8 protein-coding genes are annotated in these 19,844 nt (G+C 69.4%); 3 read left to right on the top strand and 5 right to left on the bottom strand.

Annotated elements, in window-relative coordinates:
- Positions 1–553: 553 nt before the first annotated feature.
- A complete protein-coding gene (locus tag Dfulv_RS20305) occupies positions 554–7,258 on the bottom strand; it encodes an RHS repeat-associated core domain-containing protein (RefSeq protein ID WP_259865635.1) in 6,705 nt (2,234 codons plus the stop codon).
- Between the two features lie 328 nt (positions 7,259–7,586).
- On the opposite strand from Dfulv_RS20305, the gene Dfulv_RS20300 reads away from it, so the two are divergent.
- Positions 7,587–7,982 (top strand): hypothetical protein, encoded by a 396-nt coding sequence (locus Dfulv_RS20300; RefSeq protein ID WP_259865633.1) that lies wholly within the window; start codon positions 7,587–7,589, stop codon positions 7,980–7,982.
- A gap of 98 nt (positions 7,983–8,080) precedes the next feature.
- Entirely contained in the window at positions 8,081–8,542 is a 462-nt protein-coding gene (locus Dfulv_RS20295; RefSeq protein ID WP_259865631.1) for a hypothetical protein, read from the top strand.
- A gap of 113 nt (positions 8,543–8,655) precedes the next feature.
- Here Dfulv_RS20295 and Dfulv_RS20290 read toward each other — a convergent pair whose 3' ends face one another.
- From Dfulv_RS20290 to Dfulv_RS20275, 3 genes are all read right to left on the bottom strand, one after another.
- The gene (locus Dfulv_RS20290; RefSeq protein ID WP_259865627.1) at positions 8,656–9,522 is read right to left on the bottom strand and encodes an alpha/beta fold hydrolase; all 867 of its coding nucleotides are present in this window, start codon (positions 9,520–9,522) and stop codon (positions 8,656–8,658) included.
- A 963-nt stretch (positions 9,523–10,485) separates the two neighbouring features.
- Positions 10,486–14,445, bottom strand: a complete 3,960-nt coding sequence (locus tag Dfulv_RS20280) for a bifunctional nitrate reductase/sulfite reductase flavoprotein subunit alpha (protein ID WP_259867781.1) — start codon at positions 14,443–14,445, stop codon at positions 10,486–10,488.
- 61 nt (positions 14,446–14,506) lie between these two features.
- A complete protein-coding gene (locus tag Dfulv_RS20275) occupies positions 14,507–15,301 on the bottom strand; it encodes an MOSC domain-containing protein (protein ID WP_259865625.1) in 795 nt (264 codons plus the stop codon).
- Positions 15,302–15,425: 124 nt separating this feature from the next.
- Between Dfulv_RS20275 and Dfulv_RS20270 the strand changes: the two genes are divergently transcribed.
- Positions 15,426–18,788 (top strand): NACHT domain-containing protein, encoded by a 3,363-nt coding sequence (locus Dfulv_RS20270; RefSeq protein WP_259865624.1) that lies wholly within the window; start codon positions 15,426–15,428, stop codon positions 18,786–18,788.
- A 21-nt stretch (positions 18,789–18,809) separates the two neighbouring features.
- Here Dfulv_RS20270 and Dfulv_RS20265 read toward each other — a convergent pair whose 3' ends face one another.
- A complete protein-coding gene (locus Dfulv_RS20265) occupies positions 18,810–19,805 on the bottom strand; it encodes an aldo/keto reductase (RefSeq protein WP_259865622.1) in 996 nt (331 codons plus the stop codon).
- Between the last annotated feature and the right edge of the window lie 39 nt (positions 19,806–19,844).

Raw genomic sequence — 19,844 nt, 5'->3', positions numbered from 1 at the left:
GCCGGGCAGCAACGGTGCCTGCCCGGCCAGCCGGACCAGAACTGCCGCCCTGCGGCCTGCAACTGCCGGACGTGGCCGTGGGTGAACGTCCGCAGGAACGACCCCAGCGTCGACCGTGCGTACACGCTGTCGAACAGGGCCGGCATCCCGCCGTGGCGCAGCATGTCGAGGTCGTCGATCGAGTCGGCGCCGGTCACCACGCCCGCGACGATCGTGGCTACTTTCCCCGACGCGTTGGACCCTCGGCTGCCGTCCACAGCTTCGCGGCGACCTTCCACGTCGTCGCGAAGCAAGGTCGATGGCCCGTGGCGAGGTTGGCTGCAGCCAACCTCGCCACGGGACACTGGTGAAAACTACTGGCCGTTATTCGAATCTTTGCCAAGAAGGCGAAGAATACAGTAGGGCCAGATCACCATAAAAGCGAGAAGGGTTACGAGGTCGAGGCGCGGAAAGAACATTTTTTGAACGAACAAAATTGCAGTGCTTGCAAGGAAAGCGGGGAGTATTGTGCGCCACCTCCGCAGAATTCCCCGGAGAAGCTGAGAAAGAGTCATTAGAACCACCTCGAAAGTACCAGGAAAGCGGTAGCGATCTTGACCTTAACCCGAAGATAGAACTGGTTGATCGGCACATACTTCCCGAGCCACCTTCCGATCACCCCGCCGAGAAGGCCGACAATGAACCCTTGAACAAACGTTTCGACGTAGTCCCTGAAGCTGCGACAACTCGAGAAGAGCCAACAGTTGAAAACGTTGTAGGCTCCGCCGAGCGCCGCACTGAGGACGAAGCCGCCGTACCCAGCACAGATGCCCGACGTTGCGGCCGCACAGAGGGTTGTCAATGCAATTACAAGAGCCGTTACTGCCGTGAAGATCGCATATTTGGCCGCGGTTTTGACGGAGCATTTCCACAAGGGGCGGCAGGATGCCGCACCATTGAGGTCGGAGCAGTTTACCGCGTCGCCTGAGCAGTAGTCGTACGGGTTCGCGTTGCCGCCGTAGACGCTGTCGGTGCTGAGGAAGCGGCCGGTTGCCGGCGAGTAGACGCGGGCGCCCATCAGGATCATTCCGCCGGGCGTGTCCGACCAACGCTGAGCGGCTCCGTGCCAGCCGTAGCCGCGCTGCCCGCTAGTGGCTTTATGTGGCTGGCCGAGTTCGGTGAAGTCGTCTGCGTAGGCCAGGCCGAATCCGGTGGATGCGATGCCGGCGACGAGGTCGCCGTGAAGGTTGGTGATCTGCCAGCTGACGCCGGTCGTACTGCTGTAGATGGCGGCGACGCCGCCGAAGGTACGGATGGGACGGAGCACCTCGCCGCCGTTGGTGATCATCCAGGTGGAGCTGTCGTTGTCGGCGCCGTAGTGGCTGGTCCTGGTGAGGGTGCTGACGCCGTCGCTTTCGGTCCAGGTGCGGAACCGGTTCGCCAGCACGTCGAGGGTGTAGGTAGTGGTCCTGGTGTCCTGGGTCTGAGTGCGGACCATGTCGTTGACGTGATACGTCATGGTGGTGTTCCCGGCGCCCAGGTTGGTAGTGTCGGCGCCTGGGACGGTGGTGGTGCGGCCCAGGGTGTCGTAGGCGTAGCCGGTGGTGTTGACCCGGCTGGCGGTGTCGTAGGTCCACGTGGTCGTGGTGGGCGATGTGGTTGCCTGGCAACCCCCGCCAACGGCCGGTCCGTAGGTGGTGAGGCTGGCCCGGTCGGACGCCGTGTTGTAGCCCTGGATACGGGTGGTGCAGGCGCCGTCGACAGTGTCGTTGACGGTGGTGATCCGGCCGGCGTTGTCGTAGGTGTAGCGCTGGGTCGACAGTGAGGAGCTGCGGTCGCGGGCCTGGCCGTGGACGGAGGCGCGGACGGTTTCGGTGTAGAGGGTGCAGTTGCTCAGTCCGCAGCCTGGTTGGTTGTATGTGATCGTGACTGGTTGACCGTCCTCGCTGTAGCTGGTGCTCACCGCGACGCCGTTGGGCCACGTTTCGGTGATGAGTCGACCGTCGGCGTCGTAGGTGGCGGTCATGGTGCCGGCTTGGCCATCGGCGATCTGGGTCGGCAGGCCGCGCCGTTCGCTACCGCCATCGTAGGTGTAGGAGCGGCTGGCTTGGCCGTCGGAACCCGCGGCGATGCGGGAGAACAGGTCGTAGCCGGTGGTCGACTGGGTGCCGTCGGCGTCGGTGTAGGACGTGATCCGCCCGAGGGTGTCGTAGACGCGGCTGATCTGCGCGGTGACGTTGTTGGATGCGTCCAGCGACTCGGTGCGGATTGCCTGACCGGTGGCGTTGTCGTAGACGGAGCGGGTGGTCGGCACCGCTTGCCCCGTGCCGGCGGCGCCGGTGACCGCGACCGTCACGTTGCGGCCCGCACCGTCGTAGGTGATGGTCGTGGTCCGCCTCGTGCCGGCGCTGGTCTTTTCGATGATCACGCGCGGATGCTGGTAGATGTCGTAGGTGGTGACGGTAACCGGCAGTTCGGGGCCGCTGGCTGCCTGGCCGCCGGGCTGGACCCGGCACGGCAGATTGGCCCATTCGGCGCGGCTGTCGCATTCGGTATGGCCGGAGCCTGTCCCGGCGCGGTAGTACACGGTGGCCCGGGTGGCCGGGGTGTTGGTCGTCGCACCGCCCGCAGGTTGGGTCACGGTAGTGACCTGCCCGGTGGTGGCGTCGTATCCGGTCCTGGTGCTCAACGCCAGGCCCGACGGGTCGACCGTCGAAACGGTCGGTTCGCGCAGCGTCCAGTCATATCCGACGGTCCTCGTGCGTGCATCGACCGGCGCACAACTCGCCGAGCCGTAACACAACGACGTCGTCTCGGTGGTGATCAGGTCGAACGGGGCACCGGTTGAGGGTGCGCCCTGATCGTACGTGTACCTGGTGCGGGAGCGGCCCCGCACGGTCGAGCCGCTCGGAAGCGTCACTTCGTGCTCCGGTCCCCACACCTCCAGCAGCAGGCGACCGTCGGCAGCGTAGACGTTCAGGTTCGACAGTGACGCGGCGAGCGCCGCTTCCTCCGCCGCCGAGTCGCTCGGTGACTTGTCGAGCGCCCGTGCCCGGTTGCCCGCGGTGAGATGACGCACGGTGTTGCCGAAGCTGTCGTACCAGATGGTGTTGGTGTAGCCGCCCGGCTCGAGGGTATTGACCGGCCGGCCGTTGGGATCCATGTAGGTGATCGCGGCTCGGTCGTAGGAGGCGGGCAGGCTGCCGCTGCTCTGGTCGGCGGCAGGAACCTGGCCCGGATCGAAGATCGCGGTCGCGTCGACGGGCTGCTCGGCCTGTCCCCAGCGGGCCGTCTGAGCCGCGGACAGGTTGTAGGGCGCGCCGCTGCCGGACACGGGAACTCTGTACACGACAGTCTGGCGGGCGGTGCCGGCGGTGAGCGCAGACCGGCTCACCTGCGCCAGCCTGCCGTTCCCGGCGTCGCCCGGAATTGTGGTGTAGGTGAACTGCCACGGCTGCTGGGCCGGCGGCGTCAGCGCCGAGACGATGCCGTTCGTGTCGTAGTCATAGGTGGTGGCCAGGTTTCGGGTGGTCGGTGGCATGGTGGTGGTGTCGGTCCAGTCCAGACGCGGGTCCCACACCGCGCGCAGCCGGCCGTTGCTGTCGTAGCTGTACCGCGCGACGACGACGGTGCGCATCGCCGCTGGGGCGGCGTCCGGGTCCCATGCGGTGAACGACACCTGTGTCAGCCGGCCCACGTAGTTGCCCCATTGTGTGGCGCCGGTGCCGGTGGCCGTCGTCGTGCTTGCGTAGCTGAAGTCCAGCGCCCGGCAGCCCTTCACCAGCGTTGCACACGACACGCCGCTGGGCAGCGGCGCCAGCATCCGGGTCGGCCGGACCAGATCGGTGCCGCTGACCGTCACCTTCTGCCAGCTGATCGACGTCGTCTGGTTTGCCCCGGGTGTGGTGACCGCAGTCGGGTTGTAGGTGCCTGCCGTCGCCCCGGCGACCTGGGTGAACACGACGGTGTTGCCATCGATGTCGGCCAACGTGAACGTGTTGCTCGCGGTGGCATAGGACAGCCGCAGCTGCTGGAACCCGTTCTGCGCCTCGTAGTTCTTACCGGAACCGGCGGCAGTGGTTTCGGTGAAGCCCAGCGAGCTGCCGTCCGGCAGGCCGACCTGCACCAGCGAGCCGGTAACGGTGAGATCCGTGTACGGTGCCTCCGCCGCGCCGACAACGACGCCGGACACCCAGCCGGGCCCGAACATGTTGGCCTTGTCCGTGACCGCGGCCTGGCGGGTGTTGAAGCTGCGAGTGACGGTCAGGTCAGAGCCGTAGGACGACATCGTCACGTCCACGCCGCTGAGCCCGAAGTTGCCGGTCAGCAGATTGACCGAGCCGGGCCCCACCTGCTGCGACATGACCAGCGCTTGATTCCGGTCGAAGGTGATCTTGACCGGGACCGAGGCGCCGCCGGTGAACAGGGCCCGGACCTGGAGCGGTCCGTCGAGCGGGTCCGGTCCGGCCTCGGCGTTGTTGAGGGTGGTGTCGAGGTTCCAGTTGAGTTTGGCGAACTGGCCGCTGGTGCGCTGTTCCGGCCAGGTGACAGCGCCGCCGCCGGCGGCGACCGAGACGTCGGCGAGCGGGATGGTCTGCCATGCGTCGGTGTCAGCGCGTCGCCACTGGTAGGTGACGCCGGCGACGGCCGGGCTGGCGGCGACGGTCAGTGCGACCTTGCCGGCGCTGATGTCGCCGTTCTTGGGGCTGGTCACGCCGCCGTGGCCGACGTTGAACTGGTATGCCTTGATCGGCGACTGGTTCCCGGCACGGTCCTGGGAGCGGACGTAGAGGGTGTGCGGACCGTCGCTGTCGGGGGTGATTGAGACAGTGGCGTTGCCGCCGAGGGCCGCCGCGTTGACCACGGTCGAGGGTGGGTTGGTGTCGACGCCGTACTGGTAGGAGGCGACGTCGGTAACTCCGGACGGGGTAAAGGTGAAATTGGCCGCGGTCCCGGCGGACACCGGTGCGGTGCCGGCGTTGTAGGTGAAGACGACCGCGACGCCGTTGTTCAGGCTCGACGTGTGGTACGAGTACTGGGTGGCGATGGTGCCGTCGGCGTTCTCGACCCCGGTGAGTGCGCCGGAGCCCTGCTCGTAGGCGTTGTCGATGTTGGTGTAGTTGAGGGTGACCGTGCTGCCGGTCTCGCTGAGCAGCACCGCGGCGTCCTGCCGGCGTGAGGCGAACCCGTACTGGTAGGGGTTCTTCCACTCGATGAGGAACTGCCGGTTCGGTGCGGTACCGAGGACCGCGGTCCGCACGCTGGCGCTGGCGTCGACGACGAGGTCCTGGGCGAAGACGTACACGGCCGCGTTAGGCTCCGCGCTGTTCGGCAGCGGGACGATGTCGTCGGGGTGGGAGCCGTTGGGGTTGACGAAGGACACCATGCCGTTGGTGTCGATCCAGGCGGTGCTGTACGACTGGCCGTAGAAAGTGATCGGGAACGGCAGCGTCAGCTGCTGCACGGCGTCGTCACCGGTCAGCGCGAGGACGGTCGAACCGCCGACGTAGGCGGTGTTGACGGTGCTGACGGTGTAGCCGGTCAGCTGACCGGTCCAGGTGTTCTCCGGGAACGTCGTGGAGGACACCCCCGGCTGGGCGGTGGGTTCGGTGGTGTCCACGGTGAACTCGCACCACGGTGTCCACGGGCCCGCGCCGGCGGCGGTGCCGGTGTCGGTGCCGCGGATCCGCCACATGTAGCTGCTGCCGTTGGTGAGCTGCCCGGACGGGATCGTGTGCTCGAAGTTCGAACCCGATGCCTGCGAGCCGATGGTGGTGGACCCGACCAGCGTCCCGCCGGTGGTGGACCATTCCAGCTGCGCCCAGACCGGGGAACCCTCCGGGTCGGTGATCTGCGCCTGCAGCTTCGGCTGGGTCTTGTTGATGTACGGCCGGTTCGCGCCGGTGATGCACTCGGTCGACGGGTCGGTGGAGCGGTTGCCGACCTGCGGGGTGCCGTTGAACGTGACCACCGCATACGGCGGGTTGGCGCCCTCGGAGGAATGGAATCGCTTCCAGCCGTTGTGGTTGCTCTCGTTGGTGGCCCGCAACCCCATCGTCAGGGTGGAATTCGTCGACCCGAGCTGGAAGAAGCTAGTGGCCGGCGCGGAGACCCAGCCGTCGTTGCAGGAGGCGTTGAAACCCTTGGTCTGCGTCGACGTCCCGCGGATGGCGCCCCAGCTCGGCTGGCTCGTCCACCGGGTCGCGGTGGACACCGCACCGGTGTCGTAGACGTCCCAGGACGCCGCCGTGCAGGACCACGAGTGGTAGTTCCACAGGTACACGGCTGCGGAGTTGACCTGGGCGCCAGCCAGGAACGAGGTGTCCCACCGCAGGAACGACCGAGCCGTCCACGAGCCGCCGTCGTCGGAATAGCCGAGCTTCAGATCGGTCAACCCCGACTGGTCGGTGATGTATCCACTCTGGACGAAGGTGTCGAACGTCGGGCTGATCGTCGGGTCGATCGTGACCGGGAACGTCAGGTCCGGTGAGGCCAGGAACTGCGGGTCCGGGGTCAGTTCAAGGGTGATGTTCGCCCCGACCTGGGTGGCCGACAGCCCAACCGCGGCAACCCGCAGGTGATCCAGTGACTGCTCACCGATGGCGGCGTCCCACATCGACGGCTGGGGGATGCGACCCGCGTCCTTGCCTGCCGCGTCCTTGAACAGCAGACCACCGGCGCCGTCCGGCGACACGGTCAGCTTGGGGGCCTTCAGCCGCAGGTTCAGCTTCCCGGCCCGGGACAACGCCTCACGGGTCTTGACCACGAAGAACTGCTCATACCCGGTGCGGGTCGCCTCGATGACCAGATCCACACCGTCGAGCACATTCGGGTAGGTGGCGCGGGTCCCGTCGACGACCGGCTTCGGCAACCGGCCCAGCCACGACAGGCTGATCGCGTCGTCACCGGTCCCGAGCTTGACCAGGTCGTGCTCGCCGTCACCGGTCGCACCGGCGAGCTTCAGGCCTCGCGGGTGCGCTTTCGCCGACACCGAACCGTCGGCGTCGGTTTGCAACGCCGCGTCGACCGGTTTCCAGCCGCCCTTGCCGTCCCGCATCCGGACCGGCCCCGAGTGCTGCTCTGCAGTCAGCGAACCATCCGGGTTCGCCCACAACTGCAACGTCTCCGACCGCTCGCCGGAAACCTCAACCTTCCCATCACACCACCGCGCAGCCATCACCGCGGCGACACGGTCCGGACGCTCGGCGGGACACTCCGCCTTCGCCGGCGGTGCCGCCCGCACCGGTGCCGGCGGAGCAACCACCTCAACGAGCGTCACTGTCAGTACCAACGCCACGGCGTTGGTCAGTGCGCGGCCCCACCCTCGACGCGACGTATGCGATAAGGCGATGAACCCGCCTTGTCGTCGCCAGAACCTGTTGTCCATGACCTGACCAGCCTCCGGCAGTTGATCTCTGTAAAGCGCTGAAAGTACGGAGCGCTCGACTGGCCGGTCAATCACCTGGACGGTCTCAAGATCGATACTTGCTTTGGCCCACTAGCAGCCTGAACCGTCGATGACCCCGCAGCATGACTGTGCGTAATGCCCGAATCCACTTCAATGGCAGAAACAGACAATCAACCAAATTGGTCTTGCGCAGGTCTGGGTGCAGCAGTACTGGTTTGACCAGTCCGGGCAGCTGCGATGGCGGGAGGCGAAGCTGTCCCGAGCTCGCAAGAGCCGGGAGGGCACGACGCGGCGGCGGTCCAGCAGCACGCCGCCCGACGATGATCCGGAGCCTGCACGGGTGCCGTGGTCGGGGGTGGAGGTCGTGTCGCCGCACGATCCGCAGGCCCGGTTCAGTCACAAGCCGGGCAAGGTCGAATGGGTCGGATACAAGGATCATCAGACGGAGACCTGTGACGAGGAACGGCCGAACGTCATCGTGCATGTCGTGACAACCCCGGCTGCCAGCACGGGGGAACGGGCAGCGCCGACAACGCCACCGTACGACGCCCGCAGCACCGACGCCACCCGCGCCGGACACCCCGAAGCACCCTAACGTTCATGACGGTCCCGCGGGACTGAGGTTGCCGTCCAACGCGTCCACGAGGCACTGCAGCGGCTGCGACGGAGAAGGCCCGCATCAGCGTCGCCGCGGTGGCCCGCCGCGCGGACGTCTCCCGCACCTTCCTCTACGACAACCCCGAGGCCCGCAACGCGGTCGCCGCCGCGATGACGCAGACGGGCCAGAGCCGCGCCAGCATGCTCGCCAGCCAGGACGAGGAACACCAAGCCACCTGGCGTGAACGCGCGCTCAACGCCGAGGACGCTCTCAAGGCCGCCCACGCGGAGATCCAGTCCCAGCGCCGCCGCATCGGTGAACTCCTCGGCCAAATCCGCGACCTACAAGCCGAATGGACCGAAGAAGCCATCCAGCGGGTCACCACCGAGAACACCACCCTCAAGCAACGCGTCCGCCAGCTCACCGCCGACAACCGCACCCTCGACGAACGGCTCAAGGCCGCCCGCTCCAACCTCCGCTTCCAGGACCGGCGCGCCGCCGACCTTGAAGCCCGTATCGCCCAGCACAATCCGGCGACTGGCTCTGATCGTCAGTGAAGACACCGCTTGGCCGTCGGTGAGGACCGCGGCCTCGGTTGGGTGAAGTCCGTGGTCGCGAGTTTCGACACCACGCCGGCCGGCGCTGTTCTCGGCCGAGAACCCAGCGGTCCTCAGCTGGCTATGCGGGTCTGCCTGTCCACTGCAGCGCCGAACGAAACGCCGAACTGCTCCGGCGCCTCAAGCCACGGCCAGTGGCCCGCGTTGGCGATGATCACGACTTCGCAATCGAGGCTCTTTCCCAGACGCCGCAGGGCCTCAGCCGGACGGCTGTCGCCGCCTCCACCGATGATCACCGCATCGGTCGGCAGGAGTTCGCGAAGTTCGTCCACGTGTGATTCGAGCGGGTCGGCTCTCTTCGCGGCGTTGAGCTGGGTGTTCATCACATAGTTGATGGGCCGCAGGGCGCGGGCCGACGCGGCCGCCCACCCCCACGCCCGGGCCCGGTCGGCGTGATCGGTAAACCATGACAGCGTCAAGAACTCGATCTCCTCAGCGTCGGTGCGCCATTCGATCGCCTCGAGTTCGTCGAGCCTGTTCTGCTGCTCGGCGGTGCGTCGCTCCAGCTGGGCTGCTCGGTCCGCTTCCCGCCACGGATCCAGGAACGGCCCAGCGAGCTGGATCAACCCGGCCACGCGCTCGGGATGGGCCAACAAGAAGTAGCTGGCCAGGTTCGTTCCGAACGAATGCCCCACCAGGACGACCCTGTCGTGGCCCCACGCGTCGAGCAACAACGCCAGGTCGTGAACATGGCGGGCGAGCGTGTGCTCGCCCTTCCAAGCCGATCCGCCGGTGCCTCGCTGGTCATAACGATGAACCACGCACAGGTTCTCGATAACGTCGGCGACCGGTGAGAGATAGTCGGGAACACCCGGCCCGCCGTGGAGCATTACCACGGGAAATCTTTGCGGGGTTACCTCGCCCGCGGTCCACGTGCGTAACCGTGCACCGTCATTCAACTCGATCATGGCGGTGGTCATGGCGAAAGCGTAGTCCAGCCACATCCGACAGACGTGCGTTCAACGGACCGATGCAAGTCCGCCGACCGAGATCCAGGACGACGCGTCACAGCGTCGACCGATGACATGCTTACGGTCAGTTCTCGCGACCACGGATCATGAGCACAGCACGATCATGTTCCCGAGCTGACGACCATTCGGTGCCCCCCATCCGCGACCGAAGCCACGGCGACCTGACCTCCGATACCCTGCGTGATCCGCTGCGGCCCCGGCACATGTTGTCGCCGAACGAGAAGTACGCGGCGTTGGTCGCCGCCGCCGGATACCTCCCGCTCGCGCTGTCCGGTCGGGACTATCTCGAACTGCTGCCGGTGGCCTGGCGGGCCATCCGCGACGGCGGCGTCCAGATCGACTACCGCACCTACGACGATCCGGCGCTCGGACCCCACCGCGGTGAACGCTCCGGCATCACCGCCCGCCGCGGCCTCTGGCCGGTCCACCACGATCCCTACGACCTGTCCCGCGTGTTCATCCGCACTCCGGACGGCTGGATCACCGCCGCGTGGACCCACCTGCCGATGGTCACCGCGCCGTTCGCCGACTTCACCTGGCGTCATGCCCGCCGCCTCGCCGCTGCTGCGGGCCGCGACGACACTAACGAAACCGACATCGCCCGGGTGCTCGATGACCTGCTCACCCGGGCCCAGCGCGGACCGGTCGACCGGCCCGACGCTCGAGTGGCCGCCCGGACCCGGGCCGGCGCCAGCACGCACCGGCCCCCGCCGATCGAACCAGAAGCAGGCGACCCAGACGCCGCCGAGCCCGTCGAGCCGGCCGCCCCCAATCGGGCCGGAGCTGCGCCGCCTCGCCGGTGTGGCACCCGCGAGCGAGTACCTCGGCTTCGTCGGCGGCCAGGACCCCGAGCAGTGGCTCCTGCGATCGGCCGGACCTCGCTGACGCAGAACCTGGGCGGGCGAGTCACGCTCAGTACACGTCGCGGAGGTAGCGCTTCTCGGTCGCCAACTGCTTCACCCACGCCGCTGCGGCGTCCTCCGTCAGGTGGCCGTGCGCGGCGGCGATGTCCCGCAGTGCACGGTCCACGTCCTTGGCCATCCGGGTCGCGTCGCCGCAGACGTAGAAGTGCGCGCCGTCCTGGAGCCACGCCCACAGTTGCGCCCCGTGCTCGCGCATGCGGTCCTGAACGTACACCTTCGCCCGCTGGTCCCTCGAGAATGCCAGGTCCAGCCGCGTCAGCGTGCCGGCCTCGACGAGCGACGCCAGTTCGGCCGAGTGGTAGAAGTCGGTCGCGCGACGCTGCTCGCCGAAGAACAGCCAGTTTCGGCCGCGGGCGCCGCGGGCCCGGCGCTCCTGGAGGAACGCGATGAACGGAGCGACACCCGTGCCCGGGCCGACCATGATCATGGGGGTGTCGTCGGCCGGCGGGCGGAAGTGCGGGGCGCGCTGCACGTACACCGGGAGTTCCGTGCCGGCGGCGGCGTCGGCGAGGAACGTGGACGCGACGCCCTTGCGGCGGGTGCCGAGCGGGTTGTCGAACCGCACGACCGACACCGTGAGGCTCACCGACCCGGGGTCGAGCAGCGGCGACGACGAGATCGAGTACTGCCTGGGTTGCAGCCGCCGCAGCACCCCGGCCCACTCGGCGGGCTCGGCCCGCGCGGCGTGCTCGGCGATCACGTCGATCGCCTGGCGGCCCCAGGTGTACTTCGCCAGCTCGCCCTGGTTGTCGGGGCGCAGCAGGGTCTTCAGCGTCGGGTCGTGGCTGCGGTCGGCGACGAACCGCAGCAGGTCAGGGGTGATCCGGGTGATGTCGAGCCGGCGCAGCAGCGCCTCGGCGAACGGCAGCTCACCGCCGACGTCGACGGTCGCGTCCGGGTCGAGGCCGGTGACTGTCAGCCACTCCGCCACCAGCGACGGGCAGTTCGTCGGCCACACGCCGAGGGAGTCGCCGGCGGCGTAGTCGAGGTCGGCGGCGAAGGTGAACCTGCGGACCTCCTTGGCCGAGCCGGGGAGGCTGAGCAGGTCGTTGCCGGTGAGGGTCGCGGTGACCGGGGCCTGCTTCGACGAGGTGCGCTGCGCTGGGACGGCCGCCGGTGTCCTCAGCGCGGTGAGAACGGTGTCCAGCCAGCCATGGGCGGCCTCCTCGTAGTCGGGTTCGAGGTCGACGCGCGGGGTGAGGCGGACGCCGCCGAGTTCGCCGAGCCGCGTGTCGAGGCGCCGCCCGTGGCCGCAGAAGTTCGCGTAGCTGGAGTCGCCGAACGCGAGCACCGCGAAGCGCCGCCCGTCGAGGCGGACCGCGTCGGGACCGTCCAGCGACTCCCAGAACGCGGTGCCGTTGTCGGGCGCCTCCCCGTCCCCGAAGGTGCTGGTGATGATCAGCAGGTCGGACGCGCCGTCGAGCAGATCGGCCGCCGCCGCGGTCATGCCGCGCAGCTCGGCCCGCCAGCCCTCGTCCGCCAGGCGGCGGCCGACCAGGGCGGCGAACTCTTCGGCGTTCCCGGTCTGCGACGCCCAGAGCACATGGATCGTACGGGCTGTGCTCGCCACGGCAGCCGTCTCCGGTGTGCGGCCGAAGGTGCCCGCGAGGAAGCCGTTGACCCAGGCCGCGTGCCCGGGATCGAACGGCGCACCGGCCGGCAGCACCGGCACGGTCCCCGGCGGGGCGGCGGTGAGCGCGTTGAGGAAGCCCGACAGGTAGAGCCGTTCGGTCTCGGTGAGCGGCGGCGGCGTGAGGTCGAGGCCGAGCAGGCCTTCCCGCCTCGCCGGGGGTGTGGCGACCTTCGTCAGGCGCACCGCGCACACCTTCAGCTCCGGCTGGAAGGAGAGCGGGTCGACGGCGTCGCTCGTGACCGCGTTGATGCTGCGGTACTCGCCGAAGAGGTCGTTCCAGTGGAACGGCGCGAAGCAGTCGCCCTCCCGGACCCGGTCGCTGACGCGGGCGGGCAGCACGGCCCGGCCGCGGCGCGAGGCGAGCTCGACCTCGTCGCCGTCGGCCACGCCGAGCCGGGCCGCGTCGGCCGGGTTCACCTCGACGAACGGGCCGGGGTTGAGCTTGTTGAGCTTGGCGACCTTGCCGGTCTTGGTCAGGGTGTGCCACTGGTGCTGGAGGCGGCCGGTGTTGAGCAGGAACGGGTAGTCGTCGTCGGGCAGCTCGGCGGGGTCGAGGTGCGGCCGCGGGAAGAACACCGCCTTGCCGCTGGGGGTGGCGAACGCGAGCCGTGGTCGGGTGCCGTCGGCGCGCTGGAGGAGTTGCTGGCTGACGCCGTCGTTGCGGTACCGGATCGGGTTGCGCGCCGGGGCGCCGGGCGCGGCCGGCCACTGGACCGGGCCCTCGCGGAGCCGGTCGTAGGTCACGCCGCGCAGGTCGTAGCCGGTCTGCGGGTTCCAGAACCGCTGGATCTCGGCGAAGATGTCGGCGGCGCTGCCGTAGCGGAACGCGTCGCCGTACCCCATCGCCACGCCGATCCGCGCGATCAGCTCCCAGTCGGCGAGGGCCTGGCCGGGCGGGTCGGCGACCTGCTGGACCAGGGTGAGGTTACGCTCCGAATTGATCATGACGCCGTCGATCTCGGACCACATCGCCGCCGGCAGGATCACGTCGGCGTAGGCGTTGGTCTCCGTCTCGGCGTACGCATCCTGGGTGATGACCAACTCGGCCCGCTCCAGGCCCTCGATGACGGTCCGCCGGTTCCCCACCGAGGCGACCGGGTTGGTGCAGATGATCCAGCACGCCTTGATCTCGCCCGCGGCCATTCGGGAGAACAGCTCGACGGTGCCCTTGCCGACGTCGGTGCGCAGTGTGCCGCCGGGCAGCCCCCACAGGTCCTCGACGAACACCCGGTCCTGCGCCACGAGGACGGAGCGCTGACCGGGCAGGCCCGGCCCCATGTACCCCATCTCGCGCCCGCCCATGGCGTTGGGCTGTCCGGTCAGCGAGAACGGCCCGCTGCCCGGACGGCAGATCGCCCCGGTGGCCAGGTGCAGGTTGACCAGCGCGTTGGTGTTCCAGGTGCCGTGGGTGCTCTGGTTGAGCCCCATCGTCCAGCAGCTCATCCACTCCGTGCTGCCCGCGATCCACGCGGCGGCCGTGCGCAGGTCCGCGGCCGGGATGCCGGTGATCGCCTCGACGGCGGCCGGGGTGTAGTCGGCGAGGAACGCCGGCATCGCCTCCCAGCCCTCGGTGTGCTCGGCGATGAACGCCTCGTCGACGTGGCCGCCCTCGACGAGCAGGTGCAGCAGGCCGTTGAGCAGCGCCAGGTCGGTGCCGGGCCGGATCTGCAGGAACAGGTCGGCCTTGTCGGCGGTGGCGGTGCGGCGCGGGTCGACGACGATGAGCTTCGCGCCCGCCTTCACCCCGTCCATCATCCGCAGGTAGAGGATCGGGTGGCAGTCGGCCATGTTGGCGCCGGTCACGAGGAACAGGTCGGCGTGGTCGAAGTCCTCGTACGAGCCGGGCGGCCCGTCGGCGCCGAGCGACAGCTTGTAGCCGGTGCCCGCGCTGGCCATGCACAACCGCGAGTTGCTCTCGATCTGGTTGGTCCGCACGAAGCCCTTGGCGAGCTTGTTCGCGAGGTACTGCGCCTCGAGGGTCATCTGCCCGGAGACGTAGAAGGCGACGGCGTCGGGGCCGTGCTCGTCGACGATCGCCCGCAGCCGCCGGGCGGTCTCGGCGATCGCGGTGTCGACGTCGGTGTCCACCGCCTCGGCGCCGCGCCGCGGCCGCATCCGGGCGGTGCCGAGCCGGCCGGGTCCGGCGAGCATCTCCGCGCTGGTGGCGCCCTTGGTGCAGAGCCGGCCGGCGTTCGCCGGGTGCCGCCGGTCGCCGGCCACCTTGACCACACGGCGGCGGCCGTCGGGGTCCGTCGCCACGTCGAGGACCATGCCGCAGCCGACCCCGCAGTACGAACAGACCGTGCGGGTCTGCATCACGCACCGTACGCTAACGGCGCTCCGTTACGTGAACATCACATCGGTTTCTCCGGCTGGATTACGCCGGGCCCACAACCCCGGGACCGTCGATGTGAACGAGATCGCCGACGCGCAGGGTGCCCTCCTGTGCCACCGCACCGTAGGCACCGACGCAGGTCAACCTGCCGAGGTCGAGCACCTGCACCCGGTTGAGCCGCGCGGCAGTGCGGATCACGCCGGGATCCTCGGGCAGGTCCTCGCCCTGCGGGAGCGTCGGCACCACGCACCGCGGCGTCGGGACGACGATGCGCAGCGCGACGCTGTCGCCGGTCGTCAGGGCCCGCCCCGGCCAGCCGTTCTCCTCGAACGGCGCCGGGTCGAACATCCGCACGACGACGTTGGGCCGGAACCGCCGGTGGTCGGCGCCCAGCGCGTCGAGGGTGGCGGTGGTGACGACGTGCACCGGCGCGAAGTCCACGAACGTCCGGCCGGGGAACGCGGCACCCAGCGGGTTGGTGGTCATCGTGCCGGCGCCGGGCTCGGTCTGCGGCGTGAGCCGCTCGAGGGCGGCGCCGTCCGGCCGCTCCTCGACCAGCCGGACCGGCCGGCCGGCCACCTCGTCGAGGGCACCCACGGGCGTGCCGTCCGGGCCGGTGATCCGCAGGCTGCCGTCCGCACCGTACGCCGCCCGCATCCGCAGCAGGTCACGCCACTTGCGGGGGTTCTTGGCGCTGGCGACCAGCCCGGTCTCCGCGTCGACCAGCGCGAACCGCCGGTCGCCCGCGACGCCGTCCGGGCCGAGGGACGCCTCGGTGAGGTCCTCACCGAGCATCGACTTCACCGGATACCGGCCGAGCCAGACGATCTCTCCCACCACGTCTCCGTCTCAGCTGTCGGTCCCCGGGACACCCCAGCTTGTCACGGTACAGGTCGAGGCCCGCCGACCTGGCGCTCCCACCGCGGTTACCTCAGCCGATCATTGTCGATACGGTACATCTGTGGCTCGATCGCGTCTCACCTATGCCGAGGCCGTCCGGCTCCTGACCGGCGGCGCCGACACAGTCACCGTCCTCAGCCGGCTTGCCGGCGGTGCACTGCTGCTGGCGTCACCGTTGGTGAGCACCGCGCTGTCCCTGTTCGACGCCAAGGGCGAGGCGAACGCGCTGCTCCGCGACCTTGTCGGCGCGGCACCCGATCGGATCCGGTCGGCGCGGGGGAAGAGTCACTACGAACTGCTGGAGGCCGCGCACACCGTTCTCGTGCTGTCCGCCTTCTTCGACGCGCTCGCCGAGCTCGGCGGCGAACAGCTCGGTGCGTTGGAGCTGACGGACGTCGAGAAGCGCCGGCTCGGCGTGCTGCGCGACCAGTTCGGCCAGCCGGCTGTGGCCATGCCGGGTCCGCTACGCGGCTTCACGGAGAACGCCGCCGGCATCGAGTCGGCATTCACCCGGATGCACGGCGCGCTCGTCGCCTTCGCGAGCGGCCTCGGCGCGGCCTCACGCGTGCAGCTGCCGTCGGAGAAGCCGGTGGTCGAGCGGGCACTTGCACTGTACCGCGATCGGTACGTACGGCTCGCCGCCGACGTGCCCGAGTTCGCGTTCTGGTCGCAGCTCGATGAGCACGCGGCGACCAGAACGGAGGTCCGCCGGCAGACCGAGACGTTGGACCGGCTGGCCGAGATGCTGTCGCGGACGGTGCGTGGTGGTGGTGCGCCCGCGGTCGAGACCGAGCAACGGCTGGCCCGGCACGCCGCGCTGGTCCTCGGACGGCCGCTGTGGCGGTCGGACGTGCCGGCACCGGAAGGCCTGTCGTTCCCGACCGTCGAGCAGGGGTTCGTCAGCCCGCGGTTCCGGATCGCGGTGGCGGACAAGGAGGCCCGGTTCGGCGACGAGTCGTGGTGGGACGACCAGCCGGAGCGCGACGACCTCTCGGCGTTCCTGGCCGGTTACCTCACCGACCCGTCGTGCACCCAGCGGCCGCTGGTCGTCCTCGGGCATCCCGGCGCCGGCAAGTCGCTGCTCACCGAGGTTCTCGCCGCGCGCCTGCCCGCCGATGCGTACACGACGGTCCGTGTCCCGCTGCGCCGGGTCGATCCGGACGCCGACATCCACCGGCAGGTCGAGGCGACCGTGGAGCGGCTCGTCAAGGAGCAGGTGTCGTGGGGCGAGCTGTGCCGCGCGTCGTCGACGACGAAGGTCGTGCTCCTCGACGGTTTCGACGAACTCGTCCAGGCCACCGGTGTCGCGCAGTCCCACTACATCGACCGGGCCGCCCGGTTCCAGCAGGACGAGTGGGTCAATGGGCGCCCGGTCGTGGTGGTGATCACCTCCCGGACACTGGTCATGGACCGCACCGCGGTGCCGGACGGCACGGTGGTCGTGAAGCTGGAGCCGTTCGACGAGGCGCAGCTCGAACGGTGGGCGTCGGCATGGAACGCGGTGAACGCCCGTCATCCCGGGTTCCGCCCGCTGACCGCGGAGGAGCTACGGCACCACGAGGACCTGGCCGGCCAGCCGCTGCTGCTGCTGATGCTGGCCGTCTACGCGGCGGAGCACGGTGACCGGCGCCTGGATGCCGAGGACCTGTCGACGGACGACCTCTACCGGCGGCTGCTCGACTCGTTCATCCGCCGGCAGATCCGCGAGAAGGCCGCGGCAGACCTGGGTGAGGGCGCGTTCCGCGAACTGGAGGCGGCCGGTCGGCGCGATCTGGCGGTCGCCGCGTTCGCCATGTTCAACCGGGGCCGGCAGTACGTCAGCGAGGAGGACCTCGAACGTGACCTCGATGCGCTCCAGCCCGGCGCCGAACGGCCGGAGCCGCGCCTCGGCGAGCCGCTGACACGCGCCAAGCGAACGGTGGCCGCGTTCTTCTTCGTCCACGTCGCGCAGGCCGATGACGACACCCGCGCCCCGGGGCGGCGCACCTACGAGTTCCTGCACGCCACCTTCGCGGAGTACCTGGTCGCCGAGCACACGGTGGAGTTGCTGGAGGAACTCGCCGAGGACTGGCGCCGCTCGCTCCGGCGCGCCTACAGCGCCGGCCTGGACAACGGCGTGCTGCGCGCGCTGCTGTCCCACCAGCCGTTGACCAACGGCGATGAGGTCACGCCGTTCCTGATCCGCCTGATCGACCGGCTTCCCGCCGACACCCGGGCGGATCTGCGGCAGGCGCTGCTCGAACTGTTCCGCGGCGCCCGGAAGCGGATCGAGGACATCCCGTACCGGCCGACGCCATTCGACGTGGTGCACCGTCTCGCCGCGTACACCGCCAATCTTGTGGTCCTGACCGCCCTGTGCGAGCCGGACGGTGTCGCCGTCGACGCCCTGTGCGGCCACCCCGACGCCCCCGACCTGAACTCCACCGTCCGGCTGTGGCGCAGCGGCCTGGACACCGAGGCCCAGAACAGCCTGTTCAGCCGGCTGCTGCGGGCCGATGACCGGCTGACGGCCAGATATGTCGAGGCTCGGTCGCTGCCGGTCTGCGAGGCGCAGCTCATCGGCGACACGTTCACCGAGGCCGTCCTTCACACCGGGCGCAGCGGCTGGTACCTGCCGCCCGACGGCGCCGAAACCCTGCCCGTGTCGCCATTCCAGCGGGACATGCACACCGAGGTCATCCGACTGGTCACGTCACGTTGGCCGGCCCCGGAGGGCGACCGCCTGATGCCCTTCGACGAAACGTCGTATCTGGAGCTGGCGGCACGTGCGGAGGCGTCCGGCGAACCCCTGGCGTTCGCCACCGCTTCCCTTCTGGCCTCGTGCCTCCTGTCGGATGAACCCCACCTTCCACCCGAACTGGTCGACCGCCTGGTCAAGTTCCTGCGCGCCAGGAGTCCGGCGAACGCCGTTCAGCCGATGCTGTTCACGCTCGCCGTCCGACGTCCGGAATTCGCGCTGCGGAACCCCGCGCTGACCGACGAACTCCAGTCAATGGAGCTCGGGCCGTTCGAATTCCAGGTGGCCCTGGCGGCGGTCCGCGACAATCCGGCGCACGTCGAGCCGATGCTGGAACAGTTGCGCGAGGCGTTGACGACCGGCCCACAGAGTGTCGTCGGCATGGGCAATGTCACCACGTCGATGGTCACCGGGCTGGCCTTCGCACCGCACCTCCTGCCCGGAGTGCTCGAGGCGCTCGCGTCCTACGGCGAAGTGGCGTGGTCGCAGGTGGCACCGCGTGACTTCCGGACCGCCGTCGAGGCGCTCGGCAGCGTCCGGGGACCGGCGGCCGACGCGCTGCGCGAATACGTCGCATGCCGGGAGGCGGAGGTGTTCGAAGGGGACGACGCTGTCGCCTTCGAACACCTCCGCGCCCACCTGTCCGGCGCAGGGAACGGCGTTGAACTGCCGGACGAGCCCACGTAGCCCTGCGCGATCAGACTGCCGTCACGCGCCGGCGGCGTCCAGTTCGGCCAGGACCGAATCGTCGAGGTCGATCGCCAGGGCGGCCATCGAGGAGTCGTACTGCGCCGGCGTCCGCGGGCCGATCAGCGTCACTCTCCCCGGGTCGCGCTGGTGCAGCACCCACGCCAGGGCGAGCTGGCTGCCGGTCACGCCGAGGTCCGCGGCGAGCTTGGCGATCACCGCCAGGCGGGCGTCGGAGTCGGCACCGCGGTAGGAGTCCATCACGTGATGCTCCTGCCGCTTCACCGGGTCGTCGTAAACGCCCTTGAGGATCGGCGAGTACGCCACCAGCGTCAGGTCGTCGTGCGCCCGCAGGTAGCGCAGCTGCTCGTCGTCGACCACCGACACCGTCCGTGCGGCGGGGTGCCTGCGCAGGTAGGAGTGTTCCTGCTGGAGGGCGACCGGGGCCGGCCAGCCGTTCCGGTCGCAGAGCTGGCGGATGCGTTCCAGGCGCCAGGTCTGGACGTTGGACCAGCCGATGTACCTCGTCTTGCCGGCCGCCACGAGGTCGGCGAGGGCCGAGAGGGTCTCCTCGAGCGGGGTGCCGAGGTCGTCGACGTGGACGTAGTAGAGGTCGACGTGGTCGACTCCGAGGCGGCGCAGGCTCGCGTCGAGCGCGTGGCGGAGCGTGTCGCCGCCCGCGCCCGCGTATTGCTCGGTGGCGGCGGACCGGCCCTCCCGGACCGCCGAGGGGTCGCGCACCCAGGCGCTGCCCTTGGTGGCCAGGAAGACCTCGTCGCGGCGGCCGGTGCGGGCGAACCAGCGGCCGAGCAGCGCCTCGCTCTCACCGCCGGTGGCGTCCGGCGACGTCCACCAGGCGTAACAGTCGGCGGTGTCCAGGAACGTGCCGCCGGCGCCGAGATACCGGTCGAGTATCCCGAAGGACGTGTCCTCGTCGGTGCTGGTGCCCATCAACATGCAGCCGAGGGCGAGCGCACTGACCTGCTCGCCCGTGCGACCCAGAGAGATCGTTCGCATGCCGCGACCGTACGACCTGGAGCGCGCTCCAGGTCAAGC

Origin of the sequence: Dactylosporangium fulvum (genome assembly GCF_025137375.1) — a bacterium.
Taxonomy (GTDB): domain Bacteria; phylum Actinomycetota; class Actinomycetes; order Mycobacteriales; family Micromonosporaceae; genus Dactylosporangium; species Dactylosporangium fulvum.
This window is presented reverse-complemented; position numbering and strand designations above follow the sequence as displayed.

What these genes read in the sequence shown, in the direction of transcription:
- Dfulv_RS20290 (WP_259865627.1), bottom strand. Translation starts at nt 9,522, where the DNA reads ATGACCACCGCCATGATCGAGTTGAATGACGGTGCACGGTTACGCACG.
- Dfulv_RS20280 (WP_259867781.1), bottom strand. Translation starts at nt 14,445, where the DNA reads ATGCAGACCCGCACGGTCTGTTCGTACTGCGGGGTCGGCTGCGGCATG.
- Dfulv_RS20265 (WP_259865622.1), bottom strand. Translation starts at nt 19,805, where the DNA reads ATGCGAACGATCTCTCTGGGTCGCACGGGCGAGCAGGTCAGTGCGCTC.